The sequence below is a fragment of the Saccharicrinis sp. GN24d3 genome (genome assembly GCF_052400645.1).
GTDB lineage: Bacteria > Bacteroidota > Bacteroidia > Bacteroidales > Marinilabiliaceae > Saccharicrinis.
Genome location: NZ_JBQTGI010000003.1, coordinates 108,562 through 127,625, shown reverse-complemented (window position 1 = coordinate 127,625; position 19,064 = coordinate 108,562). Strand labels below are relative to the sequence as shown.

The window sequence follows — 19,064 nt, the reverse complement described above, 5'->3', positions numbered from 1 at the left end:
AAACACCTATTATTCCTTTGTGTACCCTAGAGCCTTTGTGTCTTTGTGGAATTGAATTGGTTCTGTAACTCAATTATTTTTAATGCCCACTCAGGGTACCCGCTTTAAATTTAAAAACATCAGATTCAGTGCGAGCTACCTTCAATATATCCTTGATTTTATTAACCACTTCAGGGTTCTTCTTCGAAACATCCGTTTGTTCAGAAACATCGTTATCTAAATCAAACAATTCAAAAGTAGTTTTATTGGGTTTGGCTACATTGTATACCACTCCCTTCCAGTTATCCATTCTTACCGCTAAACGACCTCCTTTTTCATGAAATTCCCAATACAAATATTCATGTTTTGCTTGTTCTTTACCAAGCAATTCAGGAACAAACGAAATACCATCGTTTTCAACTGTTTCTTGAACACCTGCCAACTCCGCACACGTTGGTAATACATCCCAGAAAGCGGATATATGGTTTGAAACAGAACCAGCTTTAACAGTACCCGGCCACGAAACGATAAATGGAGATCGGATACCACCTTCGTACAAATCGCGCTTATACCCTCTTAAGCCTCCATTGCTATTAAAAAAGTCAGGATCGGCTCCTCCTTCCTGGTGAGGCCCATTATCACTGGCAAACATAACGATTGTGTTTTCTTCAATACCCAGTTCTTTTAGCTTAGTAACAATCTGACCCACATAAACATCCATGCGATACATCATGGCTGCAAAAGTTGCCCTTGGTTTTTCTTGCGGACAATATTTATGGATGACAAAATCATCTCCATACGCAGCCCCTTCCGTGCCTTCATAAGCTGTTTCATTAAACTTACCATCGTATTTGGCGAGAATGGAATCGTCAGGTGCGATTAGTTCTGCGTGTGGTATTACTATTGGAACAAAGGCGAAGAAAGATTCATCCTTGTTATTCTCAATAAATTTCAAGGTTTCTTTTTGGATCTCATCCTGCGCATAGGTTACTGTTTTTGTCCAATCGTTACCCGGCATATCTATTTTTTCCTGATTATGCCATAAGTAAGGAGGATAGTAACGGTGTGCCATACGTTGGCAGTTATAGCCGTAAAACTCGTCGAACCCCTGCATGTTCGGATCACCTTCGGACCCCGGGAAACCTAAGCCCCATTTTCCGAATGCTCCGGTCACATAACCTGCCCGTTTCATTACCTCGGCAATAGTAACGGAAGATGAAGGCATAGGGTGTTGCCCTTCGGGCTTAACTTCTTTATTTCCGCGCACGGGCGTGTGCCCGGTATGTTGTCCTGTCAACAATGACGAACGACTTGGCGCACAAACCGTTGATCCTGAATAATGCTGCGTAAATCGCATACCTCTTTCGGCCAGTTTATCCAGATTGGGTGTTTCAAACCTGGTTTGTCCGTAACATCCCAAATCGCCATATCCGGCATCATCGGCAAGTATGTATATGATGTTAGGTTTAACATTCTCCTTTACTCCTTCAGTCTTTTTATTAGTCTGTGAAGAATTACAGGAAAACAAACCCAAAGCCATCAGGCCAATAATTCCTTGTAATATGTATTTATTTATTTTCATTTTATACACGTTCTATTGAAGGGAAAGCACTATGACTTTCCCTTATATTTTAAGAATTACCACTCTTCGAACCTTAAATCCAATTCAGGAGCTTGTCGAAGGATTAGTGTATCCAGCGTATGATACATTGTACCTGACTTCTCAAATTTATAATCCATATAGATGGTTTTATCATCAGCATTATAAACAGAGTTGTTATCAGAAACCGCTACAACACTAGTAGCTATTTCTACTGCATTGTCATCACCAATAGTCAGATCAATCTGACCATTGGTATTGGCTGAAATGGTATTCGTACTTATGGTATTTAAAGCAAGTGTAGTAAACTCTTTGGTCATGTTCTGACTTAAATTTTCATTGGTAAAAGTTACCGTATCAACATGAGCTCCTGTTCCATCTAATTCATACTGTACCCCTTTAGAATAATAAGTACCATGATAAGGGCTAATATATTTAACAACTACAATCGTAATATCTCTTGAATCAATAGTTGCTGTCTCCAACTCACTTCCCGGGATACTATCTACTGAAGCACTGGTAATACGCAATGGAAGTGCATAAGTATTGGTAACTGATAACGGATCAGCCGTAAACGCTTCTTTGTTTAACGAAACATTAACCGTACGCATATGATCCTTTATAATATTGAAGTTGCTTTCGTCACCTAAGGTATAATATTCCTCTGGCAATAGTTGAAATCCTGCTGCTTCCGGAATATCAACTAAAAGATTTTCATCTACTTCAAAACTAACCGAGTGTGTTCCATTGTCGTCTCTCATACCTCCTAATGCAACCCCAACTTCAAATTCCATTTCGTCGTACGCAACAATGGTACGCAATGGTTTTTGAGTTCCGAAGTATACAGTGGTATAATCAAAGTCATTCACATAATCCTCGTATTTTTCGCAAGAAGCCATCAGGCTCAGCACAAGAAAAGATGCAAATATCAATTTATATATCTTCATAACTTTCTATTTTAATTGCTTTATATATCTGTCTGAAACTATTTTACCAGCCTTTGTTATTTTCCAGATTTGGATTTTTAGCCAGCTCATCATATGGTAATGGATGGTAGTAGTAACGATCGGAATCAAAGCTACGTTCTTCCACTTCTATAAAACTGCCGGTATCTGTCGGGTCGGTACCTTCATAGGTGTATGCACCTGTTTCATCCCGGGTTACATTCATGCCGCGAACAGTTTCATCTAAAGGCAACATCCAGCGACGTAGATCAAAGTAACGGTGATTTTCAAACGCAAACTCTAAACGGCGTTCGTTTTGAATCAATGCTCTAAAATCATCAACACTTGCCATTTGAGCATCCAGGTAAGGATCTGTTGAACCTAAACCAATTGACGCGCTTCTGGTATATTTGATAAGATCATAAGCTGACAAGCTACATCCAGGAACAATTCCTGTTGGACCAACAGCTTCGTTTGAAGCTTCTGCTAGATTGTAAATGGCTTCAGCTCCACGAATAATGGGGTACATATGCTCTGAGTTCAATTTCTGATTGACATTGGTAAGCATATCAGCTTTGTCAGAAATCCATTTACGCAGGTAATAACCTGTGCGTGAGCCGCGGTAATCATATCCTTCAGAGTCTATTCCTTTGCGATAAATTACAGTATCGGAAATAATATTAATCACCTCTACCATATTACCGGCACCATCATCTTCTTCCGTGGTATCTGCTTCCAAAACAATATATTCAGCTACTGTTTCAGCCACTTCTAATCCTCTGCCGCCTGTTTCTACATTTGTTCCGTTATAAATCACGGTATTTCGCAGACGCGGATCACGGCCTGAAAAAGGATCCTGAGGATCATAACCTGAAGCTGGATCGGTAATCGGATAACCGTTGTCCATTGGAAATGCATCCACCAGGTTTTGCGATGGATTGGTACGACCATTCCCCCAGAATGCAGGTGGCAAGTTGCGATTTTCTAAAGAGTTATTGTTGTGATACCTGCGGAACAAGTAGTCTTTAGGCGTTGTTGCTAAATTAGGTGTTGTAACCGCAGTATAGGTTAGTGCAGTATAACTTATATTAGCCTGATCAATAGCTTCCTGGCTTAATACAGCAGCACGTTCCCATTTAGTCAGATCATTGGTAGTGTTGTACGCCGGACTGGCCGCAATGGTAGCAACACGACTTTTCAACACGTAAGCAGCTGCAGCCGTGGCTCGGCCTATATGCGCTTTACCTAAAATTACATCATCTCCACTATATGCCATAGGAAGAATAGAAATAGCGCTGTCACAGTCTTCCAGAATTTGCAGCACACACTCTTCGTAGGTATTACGCGGCATATTCAAAACTTCTTCTTTCTGGTCTTCCGTAACAAATTTGGTAACTATTGGATATCCAAGTACCTCTCCTGATTCGGCAACACCACCATACACTCTTAGCAATTCCATTCCCCAGTATGCACGTAGGAAATAAGACTCACCCAATAATCTTGTACGTTCGGTGGCATCTTTAACATCATCCGAAATCCACCATTTCACAGTAGCTGTGTCTGCCGATTTTTCCTGAAATAAATGTATCCATTGAAAACTGGAATAAGCAGCATCCCAAATCCCGATCGGATTGCTTACGCTTGACATTTTCCCACCCCCAAGGGCATAAACACCCGAACCATATTGGTTAGTAACTGCATCGCCCGTAGCGGCGTCTAAGAAGTCACCACTATAGTGGTCTATCTGACCGGGAATAGCGCCATAAGCATTCGTTAAAAATCCTTCAACCGGTCCTGGCAGCGTGTAAGCAAATTCATCACCATAAGGTGTGGTCACTTTAGGATCCAGATAATCATCCCCGCATGAGGACAGTATGCTCACCAGGGTAAGCAGTCCAAGTATATATCTAATCGTTTTCATTTTATATTCTTTTTTCATTATTCATCCATTAAAAAGAAACAGACACTCCACCTGTTACCATACGTATTACAGGATAATTAGTCACTCCACCATTAGGTGCTTCCGGGTCTAAGTCTTCAATATCAGAAAGTACCAACAGGTTGTTACCGCGCACAAAAAATTTGGATTTCTTCACCACACTGCCTGGTGCAAAATCAAGCGTATAGCTCAGTTCCACATTTTTCAAGCGGAAAAAGTCACCACTTTGCGTCCAGAAATCAGAAGTCTCCGTATTGTTAGCCCCAGCGGTAGTCGTCAAACTAGGTTGAGTTCCGTTAGGGTTACGGGTAGGATGATAAGCATCATACGCTAATGTAGAGTACTTGCTTTCACCATTGTTGCGGTAGTAGGTATTACTTAAGGTCTTCATTCCACCCAAAGAGGCCGTACCCAAAGCATATAATCCCCAGTTTTTATAGTTCAGTTCTACATCTATACCAATAAAGGTAGTTGGTGTATTTAAACCAAGTTCTACTTGATCCAGACCATCAATCATACCATCTCCATTCTGATCTTTATAAGCTATATCACCTTCGCCATATGGGCCAAATAATTGTTTGGGTGCACCTTCCAAAGCCACATCCTTACCAAATAAGCCAAGAGACTCATAACCCATTATTACGCTTGTTGGACGACCTTCAGTAGTGCGGTCATCTGAGTAGGCCACCTCATCTTTTACTGTAAACTTGTTTTTTGAATAAGTAAGATTAGCGCCAACACGGTAAGAAAAATCCCCAACCGTATTCATAAAATCAATATCCAACTCTACCCCATTATTGGTCACTTCTTGATAATTTGTATAATATTTAAAAGGCCCAAACATAGCAGCATATTGCTCATCTACCTGATCGATCATATCGTAACGGTACTCGTTAAAGTAGTTTACTTCAAAAGACAAGTGGCGGTTAAAAGCCAAACCTTCTATACCCACGTTAATTTCGCGAGACTTTTCCCATTCCAAATCCGGGTTACCCCATGAATTAAGTGATACCTTACCCGGTGAATCCCCGGAATTCTTCTCACCAAAAGAATGCGAACCATTACCACTCCATCGGTTTTCATATAGATAGTGTGCAGTAGCCAGGTCGTAACCCAATATACCAAAACTGGCTTTTACTTTTAAATAATCGATAGCGTCCACGTCCATAAACGATTCTTCCGACAATATCCAGGCAGCACCGATCGCTTGTGATAAGTAATTACGTTTACTCTCAATAAAACGGTTACTTCCCATATACGAAAGGGATCCCTCAATAACATATTTGTTATTGATACTGTAATTTGCTCTTAAAAATAAATTGTCATTCTCAATGTTTTGAGATGAACCGGCCACTTCAGCTAAGTAATAAAAGAAACCTGCAGAAGCGTTCAGCATACCTACTCCCAACTCTTTCTCGTACCCCACTTTAGCATTCATAGCTGTCGTTCTAAGGGTGCTCTTGCTATTCAGGTTGTAATTCGTATCGGTGACTCCGGCTCTTGCCAATTGAAAACCCACTACCGGAGCGCCATCTTCTGCAAGCGTTCCATAGTCCACCACAGGTATATAAGTGGCCGCTTTGGGAGCTATCACCTGCTTACCGTAAAAATAATTATCAAACGCTATCGATACACTAGCTTCCAGTCCTTCGGTAATATCAGCCAAATCAAAATTAAAACCGGTTGTCATTTGCTGGTTGATAAACTGGTCATTACCATTACCCTGATTTTCCATGCTTGCCAATAAATTACCCGCGTATTGATAACTGGCACCATAGGCAGGCACACCATCATCCGTAGCCTTAATGTACTCTTCACCGATAACAAATGGGTATTCATTGGGGCGATGTGAGCTCAATGCGTCGAAAGTAGATGAATGATCCAAACCACCATATTTCCAGGAGTCGATAATGGCTGACATATTAATAAAAGCTGAAATGTCACTTGTAATATCCATATCCAAATTCATACGGATATTAAATCGATCTTGTCGAGGCTCAGGTCCTAATTTCTGTAGACCTCCATATCCCATATAACCTGCCATAAAAGCATATTGGGCATTTTTATTGCCACCAGACACATTCAAAGTAGCTTTGCTATACGTATTATAATCGCGCAAAAAATAATCGTAATAATCAGCATTCGGATACAATAAATCATTTTCTCCGGTACTGTTTTTATAATTGGCAATATCCTGGCTTGAATATAGAGGTGTCAAGCCATCATTGGCACGGGCTTCGTTATACAAGGTGGCATAGTCAGCTGAATTAATAAACTCAGGCATACGTGTTGTTAGCCCTGCTCCAAAATCCACCTTAGCATCAATAACGCGTTTGTGGGCTTCTCCGCGGCGTGTGGTTAATAGTATTACCCCATTAGCAGCACGGGAACCATAAAGAATCTTGGCGGTCGCATCTTTTAAAATTTCAATGGTTTCTACCTCTTCTGCGTTAATATCATCAAAACTCCTTTCGATTCCATCTACGATATAGATGGGTCCGTTTGTTCCGTTACGCGATAATCCCCGCACATATACACTGGCAGGGTTATTGGCCATACCTCCGGACGTCATAATAACATTAAGGCCGGCTGCCATCCCCTGAAGCGAATTCCTCAATAAAGGATCCGCATAACTTTCCAGGTCGCGACCTTCAATCTTAGATACCGCTCCCACCAGGTTGCGCTGGCTCACCTGATGCTCCAAAGGCAGATTCACCATATCTTTGACACCCATTTTTAAAGGAATATCCTTCAATACGATCTTGGCCATTGTAGGATCTTTTGATAAATCCCAGCTAGCAGCTGCATAACCTGTTGCCTCTATAAGTATTACAGTACCTTGTACGGCTTTTGTAGTAAATTTACCTTCCGTATCCGACTTTACTATCACAGCTCCTTCGCTCGCGTAAATTGTAGCACCACTAATGGCATTTCCGGAGGCGTCTTCCACTCTGGAACTCACTTCTGTAAGTTTGGTTTTCTTTTTCTGGGCTGTTATTTCGCCAAATGGAAACACAAGCACCAGAGCTAACAAAACCACCGTTAAATATCTTAAAAATCTTTTTGTTTTCATATTATTTCATATTGCGTTTTTAGTAAAGCAATCATTAAAAAATGATGTTTTACCATCCCGGATTTTGTTGAATATTATATAAACGATCCAAATGCGATTGAGGAATAGGGTACCAGTAGTTTCTTAAAGTATAACCACGTAACGAATTCTGGATATCTTTTACCTCGTATTCGTATGTCCAGTTTTCCTGATTTTTTGTACCGTCAGTCGCAATAAGCGTTGTACTCATACCCTTAATTGGATAGGTTTCATTAAATAAATCGTCAAACAACATCCAACGACGAATATCGAACCAACGGTGATATTCATAACTCAATTCAATACGACGTTCATTTCTTATCCTATCGCGGAATTCTTCCTTAGATCCCGGAGTTGTAATCTCCGGCATACCCGCTTTAGCTCTCACTTTGTTAATACAATCCAATGCTGTATAACCTGTTGCTCCATTAACAGCTCCAGTAGGGCCTGCTACTTCGTTTAAGGCTTCTGCTAAATCTAACCATACACCCGTAGTTCGAATAAATTCTGCATTATAATGATAAGTACCAAAACCATCAGGGTTCTGGCCTACCTGCCCATAAGCTTCTTTCCACCAAAATTTCTTAAACATATAACCGCTTGGAATGGTCTTATTATAAGAAGAATAGGCATTATCCATTCCCCATCCGCCACCTAAATCATCACTGGCTTTCCAGGGTTCAAAATAGTAATCACCATGTCTTGGTACTTTGGCATTAAAAGCAGTTAAATCATGTGTTCCCGGATGACCTACTTTCCCCCACTGACGACCAGCGTAAATAATGAAATTATAAAAGCGAGGATCACGATTCTTATAAGGATTAGCCACATGTTCCGGGTTGTTCCAATCGAATGCAGTACCATCAGCCATTTCGAATGCATCCACAAAATTTTGAGTAGGCATACTACATAAGAAACCCCAGGAACCTGAACGACCGGATACACGAAGACTTTGGTATAGCATAGAAAGGTCAGCCTCACGGTCGCGGGCATTACCACCGGCTGTAAGCCCATTACTGCTACGACAGAAAAGTGACTCTTTACCAATGTAGTTCAGGTGATAAAATATTTCTGTATATAAGCTATCTCTTTCCTCTTCAGACAAACCAGTAGGATCAAACATCATTTTAGATGGACGATTCGTTTGTAAATAATCTAAAGCGGTAGCAGAATACTGCGCTGCACGGGTAGCCCAATCCAGGTCATAATCATCTCTTTCTACAAGCTCATCCACACTATTCTGCATCAAAGGACTGGCGGCATAGAGTGCCACCATACCTTTAAGGGCGTGCGCCGAACATTTTTCCAGACGTCCCTGATCCACATCCGGCCATTCGTGGGGTAACAAACCAATTGCCATATCCAGGTCTGCAATAATATCTTCTGAACATTTCTTATACGATTGACGTGGTAAGTCAAGATCGTCACCACCTGCATACACTTTATTTACCGCCGGCATCCCCCCTAATCGACGAATCCACTCAAAGTAATACCAGGCGCGGAAAAAATAAGCCTGTCCCATTAACCAGTCTTTCTGGTCTTGGGTGGCACCCACAGCAGGTATCGACTCAATATTGTCAATCAGGTTGTTGGCAATACGCAAACAGAAAGAAGCATTGTAAATAGGTAAACCAGAACCCGTGGCATTATCGCCATTTTGCTTGGTCAAGTTCCAACCCACTTCCTGCATACCACTCTTATTGTACCAATCTCCCAGATTAAAAGCAGCGTTGGGGCTTTGCGTACAGGCATTATCGGTAATGGTTTCAATTTGCTTTACTCCCATTCCACCGGCCGTAGCTCCGGAAAAATCATATAAAGCCCGGTAGCAGTTATCTAAATAACTCTGAGCCGTATAGTACGTTTCGTACACATCTTCTTCACTAAAATCCTGAGATGGTACCATGTCCAGATAATCTTCACATGCGGTAAGTGAAGCTATTAAAAGGACAAACATTATTTTATATATTCGTTTCATCTTTTAAATTTTAAAAGTTAACCAACAACTTTCGTTTAAAACGAAGCTCTAATACCCAGGTTATAACGTTTTACCATTGGGAATACACCTAATGCAGACGCCTCCGGATCTAAGCGATCATCCAGGTCTGTAAATGTCATTAAGTTATTACCATTCACATATAGCTGTAGTTTACTCATTTTATATTTTTTCAACGCTTTTTTATTAAAGCTATAACTCAACTCAACATTCTTCAAACGCCAGTAGGAAGCATCGCGAAAAGAATAAGTACTTTCTTTTTGACTGTAACCGCGGTATTGGGCAGTATGGAAGGCAGGCTTAACGGCATTATCCTGATTATCCACCGTCCAACGTCCGGTCACATCAGGGCTTGCCGAGTAAACGCCACCATCACCACCTAAGTTATCGTAGAGGATATAATTCGGAACGACCTTGCTTACATTAGATACGCCATAGAAACGGATACTACATGCCCATCCTTTGTAGGATAAACCACCTGAAATCGTATACGTGTTCAAAGGGTATTTCACATCTTCGGTCACCACCTTATCATCACCGGTAATTACACCGTCGCCATTGTAATCCACATAGAGCTGATCGCCCGGAACTAACTTGGACTGTTCGGCATAGCTGGTTGCTGTTGTATAATTATAAATATCATCCAGACTGGAATAATAACCATTATTCATATAAGTAGAAGTCCAATTAATAGGTTTACCCGCTTGTCGTAGGTGGTCAGCCGTATTTACACCATCATTACGATATACAATGCGGTTTTCGTTAATGGAAGTATTTCCGCTAATCCAATAGTTCAGGTTCTCACTTATTCTATCGTTCCATTTCAATTCAACCTCGAGCCCATGGTTCTTGGTTTCTCCAATATTTCCGGTAGCCGTGCTGCCTGTAGGCAAATACCATAGTGGCGCCCAAACGTCCATTAAAATATCTTCACGTTTTTCGTTGTATAGATCCAATGTACCCGATAACTTATTTATGACACCAAATTCGAAACCTAAATTCTGTTTGATGGAAGTTTCCCAGGTGGCCAAATCGTTGGCTGCATCGCCCTCGCGATAAAGAGGGGATTGTAGATTGGTTTCTGTATTTCCAAAATATACACCACCGCGCCAATAGTTACTGCTTCTAGCTGTGCTATAATCTTGTAAGTATAAGAAACGGCTACTACCATCTAAACCTGAAGTACCATAAGAGTAACGTACTTTTAGGTTGTCTAACCAATTACCGGCAATATTCTTCACAAAAGGTTCTTCGGATATACGCCATCCCAGTGACCCGGAATAAAAGAAACCAAAGCGAAGTCCGGGAGCAAAAGCCTCTGATCCATTATAGGATCCATTTGCCTCTAACAAGTAACGATCTTTAAAACCATAAGTTACACGACCTACCCAGTCCTCCTGACGATACTGCACCTCATAAGACCCCGGCTTGCGTTCGCGACGACTAAACAGCGCCAAACCAGTTACTTTGTGATTACCAAAAGTACGGTTATAGTTCAAGGCCATTTCATAATAAATTTTCTTATTATAACTTTTAAAGTTGTCATAACTAGCAGACACTGGTCCAAGACGCGACTCTTCACCAGGCCAACGCGACTCTAATATCAACGGCAGCGTACCATCTTCGTTAGGGTTCGCATAGTCGTAAGAGCGGCTATATAAGATCGCGTTAGAAGAGAATGACCAACCACCTGCGGTTATGGAAGACTCCCAGTCGGAACTACTGGTATACGAAAAGGAAGCTTTTGCGCTCAAACCTTTGGTAATGAAATCCAGCTTCTGTTTTAATTTAAAATCCAAAAATCCCTGGAAATATTTGTATTCACGTTCTCCACCTGTGTTAAGTGCAACAATTGGGTTACCACCTCCTCCTTGGTCGGCAGCATAGGTGCCGTTTGACCATGTGGCAGGATATTGGTTACGGCTCGCAGTGTATAGCGCATTAAAGAACTGCTCTTGCCCATAACCATCTTCACCACCACCATCGATACGGTAACCCGGCTGATGACGGTAGCCTAGTTTTCCGGCCATATTAGCAGAGAAAACGGTTGTCTTGGTTAAATTAAGGTCGAGGTTTACACGCCAGTTATAACGTTTGTAACTAAATGAGGGGTCAAAATCGGCATTCTCCTGACCTTTATAAACATCACCATCATGCAAGTAGCCTAATGACGCAAAGTATTTCATAAAGTTAGTACCTCCACGCACGTTTACGTTGTATTGTTGTTGGTAACCCACTTTCTTGATAATCTGGTCCCACCAGTCCACATCTGGGAAGTAATCATTGTTAGGGCCATAATTGCCGGTGGCATAGGCGTTCTTCCAGGCATCAATCTTATACTCCGGAATAAGCTCATCCCACAACTGGTCATTGGCTACAGCCTCATTCCACATCTCCATAGATGTGATATAATCGGCATATTCAGGGGAAGCCGTAGGTTGTTTTAATCCAAAATTGGCAGAAAAACCTACTTGGGGCTTAGAAATAGTACCACGTTTTGTGGTGATCAAAATAACGCCGTTAGCTCCTTTAACACCGAATACAGCAGTAGCCGATGCATCTTTTAATACAGATACACTTTCGATCTCATTAGGATCCACATCATTCATATCTCGTTCTACTCCATCCACTAATACTAACGGAGTATTCCCCTGCCAGGAGGCCACACCACGAATAAGAATACTACCTGCATCAGCTCCCGGCTTACCGGTACCGCTTGAGATAGAAGTTACACCAGGCATCATACCTTGTAGGGCTTCTGTTACCGTGTTTACATTTCCCACCTTTAAAAGCTCTTCGCCTTTTGCCTGAGAAATAGCACCCACCATAGAGGCTTTCTGCTGTACACCATAACCTACTACCACCACATCCTCCAGTTGTGTAGTTTCACTCTTTAACGCAATATTCAGCGTCATTTGTTCCCCAACTGCGATTTCTTGCGTTATATACCCAATAAAAGATATAACCAAAACATCATCAGGATTCACCCTAATTGAAAAGTTACCATCAAAGTCTGTAATAGTACCCACCAACTGAGTGCTTTCAGAACCCTTTACCACAACAGAAGCACCTGGCACCGGCCCTTCGTCATCATAAACCTGTCCTGTTACCAGTTTTTTTTGCGCCCAACCCATTGTTGTTAACAAGCACAAAAAAATAATTATTCCAATTTTTTGCATAGACGATTTTGATTTGTCGTTAATATAAATAAAACATCTTTTAACAAAAGTATACACAAGTGGCAAACTTTATTCTCTGTCAAAATGCAATTGCTAAGAGACATACTTCAAAGTTATAAAACACTGATTTAATGATGTTTTATTCTATACATGAATAATATTTTATAATGTGATGAATGATATTTTATACTATTATTTTTGTTTGCAGATAAAAGAATTGTATTTTTTTCACAACAAGGACATTCAAGGTGCGGTAACCAGGAGTCTGGATATTATAAATGAGACTACTTGAGAAGGGGACGGACACAATATTATTAATTTTGCTTACGTACCATATCTTTTATTTAAGGATATTTTAGTTTCGTTTGTTATTTTTATTCCGTCTAAGGGGTAAAATTAATTCTTCAAGGGTATTATTGTTCTTTACGTTCGCATAAGGTGTAGAATTCGTTTTTCTTAGTGTAAATATCATCCTTACTAACCCACCCGGTTTTGGTAATATACATTTCCCTATATTCCGACGCCTCCTTGTATGCAACGAATGTGGGTGATCAATATGTTTCAGGAATGATATTCTTGAAATAGCATGAATTACTTGTCACAGGATATATTTGAGCGTTGAGATAAGGTTAAAAAAAAGCCCCACAATAATGCGGGGCTCCTTTCCAAGCTTTAATATTTTATATATAGTAACGCGAATCAAGAGTTGTACTATGCTTCCACAAACATACAGCCTTGATTCGAATTAGTAATAATTATTTACAACATTGGTATTTTACTTTCTTACAACCTTGCTTACCGCAATTACCTCTCCTTGTTTGTTAAGCATTTTAACCATATAAACACCAGTTACAATTGCCGTCATATCAACCACACCGTTAACATCGCGAACTGCTAACAACTTGCTGCCTGCCATATTGTAAACCTCAACCGATACTACTTCTGACGAAGCTATATGTAAAACATCAGTACATGGGTTTGGATATAGCTTCACGGTATTATTATTAACCTCTTCCACATCTGTTGGCACTGAAGTTTTATTAGCGATTGCAGCAACTTCCTGAGCTGTTAATGCTCTATTAAACAAACCAACATTATCTGCATTAGCTTTTACACTTTTACAATTGCTTGAACCGTCCAAACTAGGAGAAACCTCACCTGTTGCTCCGTCAACATTCATTTTTATACCAAAATATAGTTCTGGGTTTTGAAGAGAATGGAGGGTTTGGTCTGTATTATTCGCTGCCTCAACTCCATCTATATACAACTTAATAATTCCCATATCATAAGTCAAAGCAAAATGATGATAAGTGTCCTTGGTAAAAAGCGCACTTGTTGACACTCCCCATCCGTCAACATTACCCGCCGGCTGCTTAATCTGCAATTGCTTTGATACATATCCTGGAGTTTCTGCCTCAGCATCATAACCAATAATAGTATGAAGCCCTAACCACCATATATTGTTTCCATACCATTTATAATCGGCAATAATTGTAAATGCATCTTTATTAAATATAGTATTATCAAACTTCAAATAACCATGATAATCCATAAACAGTACATTTTCCCCTCCATCATCAATTATAGTATTATCACTTTGAGCATAAGTTCCGTCATTTTTTATAACCACATCACCAGAGCCATTAACATTAGTAACACCTGTAACTCCTTCAGGAATAATTTCATCATTTTCAAATGTTAAATAAACTTGTGCATCCTGAGCCTGAATAGCCACATAAGCAAAACTTGCTAACAATAGAGTAAAGATTTTTTTCATAACAATTAAATTTTAAATTAATAACCTCTAAGTTAACAGCTACCCTCCAAATGCAATACGATGTAAAAATCAATATATGTGACACAAAATTCCTGAATAATAATTTATAACGATTGCAATATGGACAAGAATAGTTTTTGGAGATTGGAGATTTTTTGACCCTCTCAGGACTCATCTTTCCTCTCCCCTTCCTGATATTGGGTTGGAGTGACCCCGAACATCTTTTTAAAACAGACCCCAAAATAACTTGAATCGTTAAAACCGCATTTATAAGCTACTTCCGAAATATGGAATGCTTTATTTTCGAACAACTGCGCAGCACGACGCAACCTTATGTTTCGAACAAATTCACTCGGGGAACAACTGGCCAGGTTTTTCATTTTTCGGTACAACATGGAATTACTTACTCCCAGCTCCTCGGCAAAATCTTTAATTGAATATTCTGCATCTGAAATATTATCCTCCACAATCTTTTTTGCCTTATTGAAAAAATCTTCATCCAACGGAGTTATACTCACATTTTCGGGTTCCAGACTTAAACTCACTCCTGTTTTTTCGCGTTGATTTTGAAAATTCATTAATAAGGCCTGAATACGAACCAACAACAGTTTCATGTTCACCGGTTTTTCGAGGTAAGAATTAGCACCTGACTGATAACCTGCCAACCTGTTCTCATCGCCTACTTTAGCCGTTAATAATATAACCGGAATATGGCTGGTATTGATATTGGTTTTTAACGCCTGGCATAACTCATGCCCGTTCATATTGGGCATCATTACATCCGATATAACCAGATCGATTTCTTCTTTTTCAGCAATCTGAATACCTTTCTTTCCGTCTTCGGCTTCCAGTATTTTATACTTTGACGCCAATGCCCCCTTAAGCGATTGCCTGAATTCATCATTGTCCTCCACCAAAAGAATGGTTTTACCTGTCAGGTCAACTTTCCGTTCTTCGTATATACTGTCCTGTTCATTTTCAAAATCAGTATCTACTACTGTGCTAACTTCATCACCTTTTATTTTTTCAACATCATTATTGGCAAAGTCCTTTTCATAGCTACCGTCAATAGGCAAAACAACTGTAAATAAAGCGCCTTGCCCTTCTTTACTTTCAACATCTATGGTTCCTTTTAAAATGTCGATCAAACTCTTGGTCAGGTTCAAACCGATCCCTATACCTTCGGACTTAGTACTTGCTTTACTTTTGACCCTATAAAAACGATCAAATAAGTACGGCAAGGCATCTTGCGGTATACCACAACCCGAATCTTTAACTATAATGTTTACATTGGCCGCATCTGATTTTGACAGCGTAAGCCATATATTACCTTTTTGCGGGGTATATTTAATGGCATTTGAAAGTAAGTTACGAATAATCAATTCCCATTTTTCTTTATCTATTTTACCTTCAATCCCATCTTCAATTTTTATGGCAATACTTATATTTTTTTTATCCGCAACTGGCTTAAAGTCATTAACACAATTGTTAACTATCTCGCTAACGTTTTCATGGGCCATACTTACTTTCATACTGTTGGTTTCCACCTTTCTAAAGGTAAGCAACTGTTTGATTAACCTTTCCAAACCGGCTATACTTCGCTCCATTACCGAAACAGTATCTTCCCTATATTCTTTTTGCTCTTTTATATTATATAACGATGTAGCTAATATGGAAATAGGTGTTAATAACTCGTGCGATATATTGGTAAAGAAACTTAACTTATACTGATTTAATTTTTCCGATTTGATCCTGGCCACTTGCTCCAACTCCATATTTTGTTTAGCTCGTTCAATACGTAACCTCTGTCGGAAAATAAATAAGGCTAACAACCCAATAAATACAACATACAAACTTATAGCCCACCATGATTTATAAGGAGCCCTGTCTACTGAAATGCTTAATTTCACCGCATCTTCATTCCATACGCCCTGACTATTGGATCCTTTTAAAACAAAAGTGTATTCTCCTGCCGGGATGTTGCTGTAATTCGCACTGCGCATTTTTGAATTTGCATATTTCCAATCCTTATCCAGTCCTTTAATTTTATAAGCATATTGATTTGCCTCCGGGAAAGTATAACTCAATGATGAAAAAGAAATGGATAAATCATTTCGTAAATGATCCATATGCAATACACTATCTTTTAAGCCGGATAGGCTTAATTGTTCACCCTCTATCAATATATCGGTGATGGCCACAGGTGCCTTAACATTATCCGACTTTATTCGGTGTGGCTCAAAAATATTGAAACCATTATATCCCCCAACGTAAAACCTTCCTTCCTTATCTTTATAAAAAGAACGTGGCAAAAATACATTGCCCTGCAACCCATCCCGGTAAAAATAACTTTCAGACGACAATTCTGGTTGTTGTGTCCAGATTTTCGAAACACCCTGATTCGTTGTCACCCAAATATTATCGTATTTATCCTGGTTGACCCCGTATATCACATCTCCAATAATATTGGTTTCAGGGTTCGGACTTAAGATTTCAGTACTGTTCGGGTTGATATATTTTAGACCGCTGCCTTTTGTACCAATCCAAATTTTACCGCGGTTATCTTTAAACAAGGTTACTATCTTATCTTCGAACTGGCCCCATTTTTTCACATCAACCTTACCCTTATTAAAAGAGAGTTTATATAAGCCATACAACTCAGAAGCGACCAATACATTTTTACCGTCAATGGAGACTATCCCCGAAATAGAAAAACTAGCCGAACTAACACCTGCTGCCTCTCTTAAGTCAATATATCTGCTATTCCAATTATTGTTTTTCCCTTTTATTAATAAGTTTAAACAATCCTCGGTCCCTACCAATACCGATCCGTTTTGTAAAGGATGTAACACATTCACCTTTCTTCCCCTATACTGTTGTCTTTTTAGTCTATTACGGAGAACCTGAACTGTTTTTTTCTTCACATCCAATAAAACCAACCCATTATACCTGGTACCAATCCATAATAAAGAATCTCTGTCCCACATAAAATCCTTGACTGTATTTAGGTTGATATAATCATCCAATATTTTGTATTCAGGAATATCCTGATAATGCTTAAACTCTTTCTTGTTCATGTCGTAAACAACAAAACCTATGCTCAGCACTCCTGCCAATAACCTTCCTTTATGATCGATTTCAAAGGTGTGCACCGCTTGATTTCTTCTTTGAGGAAATAAATTAGGTATTTTCAAATGCTCAAACTTATTCCTCTCAATTATTAGCTTTTCAACTCCACCTCCTTTAGTGGCTACCCACAAGATGTTGGAGTTATCATTAAAAACAGAATTGATTATAGTGCTGGAAACAGATCCATTTTTATCTTCAGGGGTATAGTTTACAATTTTATGGCTTTTGCTTAAAGGATATTGAATTATTGATAAGCCATAGGGAGTGCCAATCCATATATTGTTATAACTATCTTCACATATGGTTAAAATAATATCACCCGGGATAGAATTAGGATTATTTCCATCGTGCTCAAATGTTTTAATCACATTAACACTGTCACCAGAAATATCTAACACAAATAATCCTCTATCCCAACTCCCGACCCACAAATAACCTCTGTTATCTATAAATAAGGCATTGGTAGCCAAATCATAACCAGCCTTTTCTGAAGGATTGAACAATGGAAAATTGGTGAAAGATTTTTTATCCTTATTTAGTTTCAATAAGTTATTACTCCATGATGTTACCCATATTTGCCCTTTATGATCTTCAACTATTTGTTTTGTGTTGTTATTGCTAATATTCATAGTCTTTGAGGGTCGTACAACAGATACTGAGTTACTTTCCTCATCGATAATATAAAATCCTGTTTGCGAGCACATATAAATTGTACCATCAGATGCTTTGATAACGTTATTGAGTTTCACTCCCTTAAAATACTTTTCTGCAAACTGCAATATGGGCTCAAAAAACCTGTTAAAAGCATAAAACCCATCGTCTGTCGTAACCAGATAATTTCCCTGCTTGTCAACATGAATGGATGTAATAACTATTCCATACAATTTACCCAGATGATAGTGGTTTTTAAACGATTCGAATTCGTACCCGTCAAACCTAACAATTCCTTCTGCAGTGCCAAACCAGATAAATCCATTTTTATCCTGTACCGTGGTGTATACCTCATCAGACAGCAAACCGTGTGTATTATTAATATGCTCGAAATATAGGTTATTATAATCCTGCCCATACATAGCATTAAATAATAATAACTGTAGAAATAGTAGTATTTTTACTTTCATCTGTTAAAATTTTCTTTAGTTCACGGAAGTTGCATTCCTAAAGGTGTTCATCCTTTTCCGTTGGTCAATTCAACGGCCACCTACCCATTTGCAATGCTACGGAACGCCTCAGCAAACAATCACCCTAAACGACAAACCGGGAAAAACAATGTGCGAAAAATTTTTCTCTTGCTCGTTTCTATAGCGTCTTAAATCAAATCTTTTTTTTATCTGGAAAACCTATCAATCCCCGAAATGATAAATGTACAAATATCCATTATTTATCCCAAAACTTAGGCAAGTAGTTTATTGAACATCCTTCAATTGTTA

General features: G+C 39.3%; 8 protein-coding genes. All 8 read right to left on the bottom strand.

Annotation, left to right across the window (positions count from 1 at the left end):
- Positions 1 to 79: 79 nt before the first annotated feature.
- Complete coding sequence (locus tag ACT29I_RS05120) at positions 80 to 1,561, bottom strand: arylsulfatase (RefSeq protein WP_444792835.1); 1,482 nt, start codon at positions 1,559 to 1,561, stop codon at positions 80 to 82.
- A 56-nt stretch (positions 1,562 to 1,617) separates the two neighbouring features.
- The gene (locus tag ACT29I_RS05115; RefSeq protein WP_444792834.1) at positions 1,618 to 2,526 is read right to left on the bottom strand and encodes a DUF1735 domain-containing protein; all 909 of its coding nucleotides are present in this window, start codon (positions 2,524 to 2,526) and stop codon (positions 1,618 to 1,620) included.
- A gap of 43 nt (positions 2,527 to 2,569) precedes the next feature.
- Complete coding sequence (locus ACT29I_RS05110; RefSeq protein ID WP_444792833.1) at positions 2,570 to 4,462, bottom strand: RagB/SusD family nutrient uptake outer membrane protein; 1,893 nt, start codon at positions 4,460 to 4,462, stop codon at positions 2,570 to 2,572.
- Positions 4,463 to 4,472: 10 nt separating this feature from the next.
- Positions 4,473 to 7,535 (bottom strand): SusC/RagA family TonB-linked outer membrane protein, encoded by a 3,063-nt coding sequence (locus ACT29I_RS05105; RefSeq protein ID WP_444792832.1) that lies wholly within the window; start codon positions 7,533 to 7,535, stop codon positions 4,473 to 4,475.
- A gap of 49 nt (positions 7,536 to 7,584) precedes the next feature.
- Complete coding sequence (locus ACT29I_RS05100) at positions 7,585 to 9,531, bottom strand: RagB/SusD family nutrient uptake outer membrane protein (protein WP_430931136.1); 1,947 nt, start codon at positions 9,529 to 9,531, stop codon at positions 7,585 to 7,587.
- 35 nt (positions 9,532 to 9,566) lie between these two features.
- Positions 9,567 to 12,728: a SusC/RagA family TonB-linked outer membrane protein gene (locus tag ACT29I_RS05095; protein WP_430931137.1), complete on the bottom strand. Its 3,162-nt coding sequence runs from the start codon at positions 12,726 to 12,728 to the stop codon at positions 9,567 to 9,569.
- A gap of 775 nt (positions 12,729 to 13,503) precedes the next feature.
- The gene (locus ACT29I_RS05090; RefSeq protein WP_444792831.1) at positions 13,504 to 14,505 is read right to left on the bottom strand and encodes a LamG-like jellyroll fold domain-containing protein; all 1,002 of its coding nucleotides are present in this window, start codon (positions 14,503 to 14,505) and stop codon (positions 13,504 to 13,506) included.
- Between the two features lie 164 nt (positions 14,506 to 14,669).
- Positions 14,670 to 18,755: a two-component regulator propeller domain-containing protein gene (locus ACT29I_RS05085; RefSeq protein WP_444792830.1), complete on the bottom strand. Its 4,086-nt coding sequence runs from the start codon at positions 18,753 to 18,755 to the stop codon at positions 14,670 to 14,672.
- Between the last annotated feature and the right edge of the window lie 309 nt (positions 18,756 to 19,064).

Excerpts from the sequence above, each read along its gene's own strand:
- ACT29I_RS05120 (WP_444792835.1), bottom strand. The coding sequence starts at position 1,561 with ATGAAAATAAATAAATACATATTACAAGGAATTATTGGCCTGATGGCT.
- ACT29I_RS05115 (WP_444792834.1), bottom strand. The coding sequence starts at position 2,526 with ATGAAGATATATAAATTGATATTTGCATCTTTTCTTGTGCTGAGCCTG.
- ACT29I_RS05110 (WP_444792833.1), bottom strand. The coding sequence starts at position 4,462 with ATGAAAAAAGAATATAAAATGAAAACGATTAGATATATACTTGGACTG.
- ACT29I_RS05105 (WP_444792832.1), bottom strand. The coding sequence starts at position 7,535 with ATGAAAACAAAAAGATTTTTAAGATATTTAACGGTGGTTTTGTTAGCT.
- ACT29I_RS05100 (WP_430931136.1), bottom strand. The coding sequence starts at position 9,531 with ATGAAACGAATATATAAAATAATGTTTGTCCTTTTAATAGCTTCACTT.
- ACT29I_RS05095 (WP_430931137.1), bottom strand. The coding sequence starts at position 12,728 with ATGCAAAAAATTGGAATAATTATTTTTTTGTGCTTGTTAACAACAATG.
- ACT29I_RS05090 (WP_444792831.1), bottom strand. The coding sequence starts at position 14,505 with ATGAAAAAAATCTTTACTCTATTGTTAGCAAGTTTTGCTTATGTGGCT.
- ACT29I_RS05085 (WP_444792830.1), bottom strand. The coding sequence starts at position 18,755 with ATGAAAGTAAAAATACTACTATTTCTACAGTTATTATTATTTAATGCT.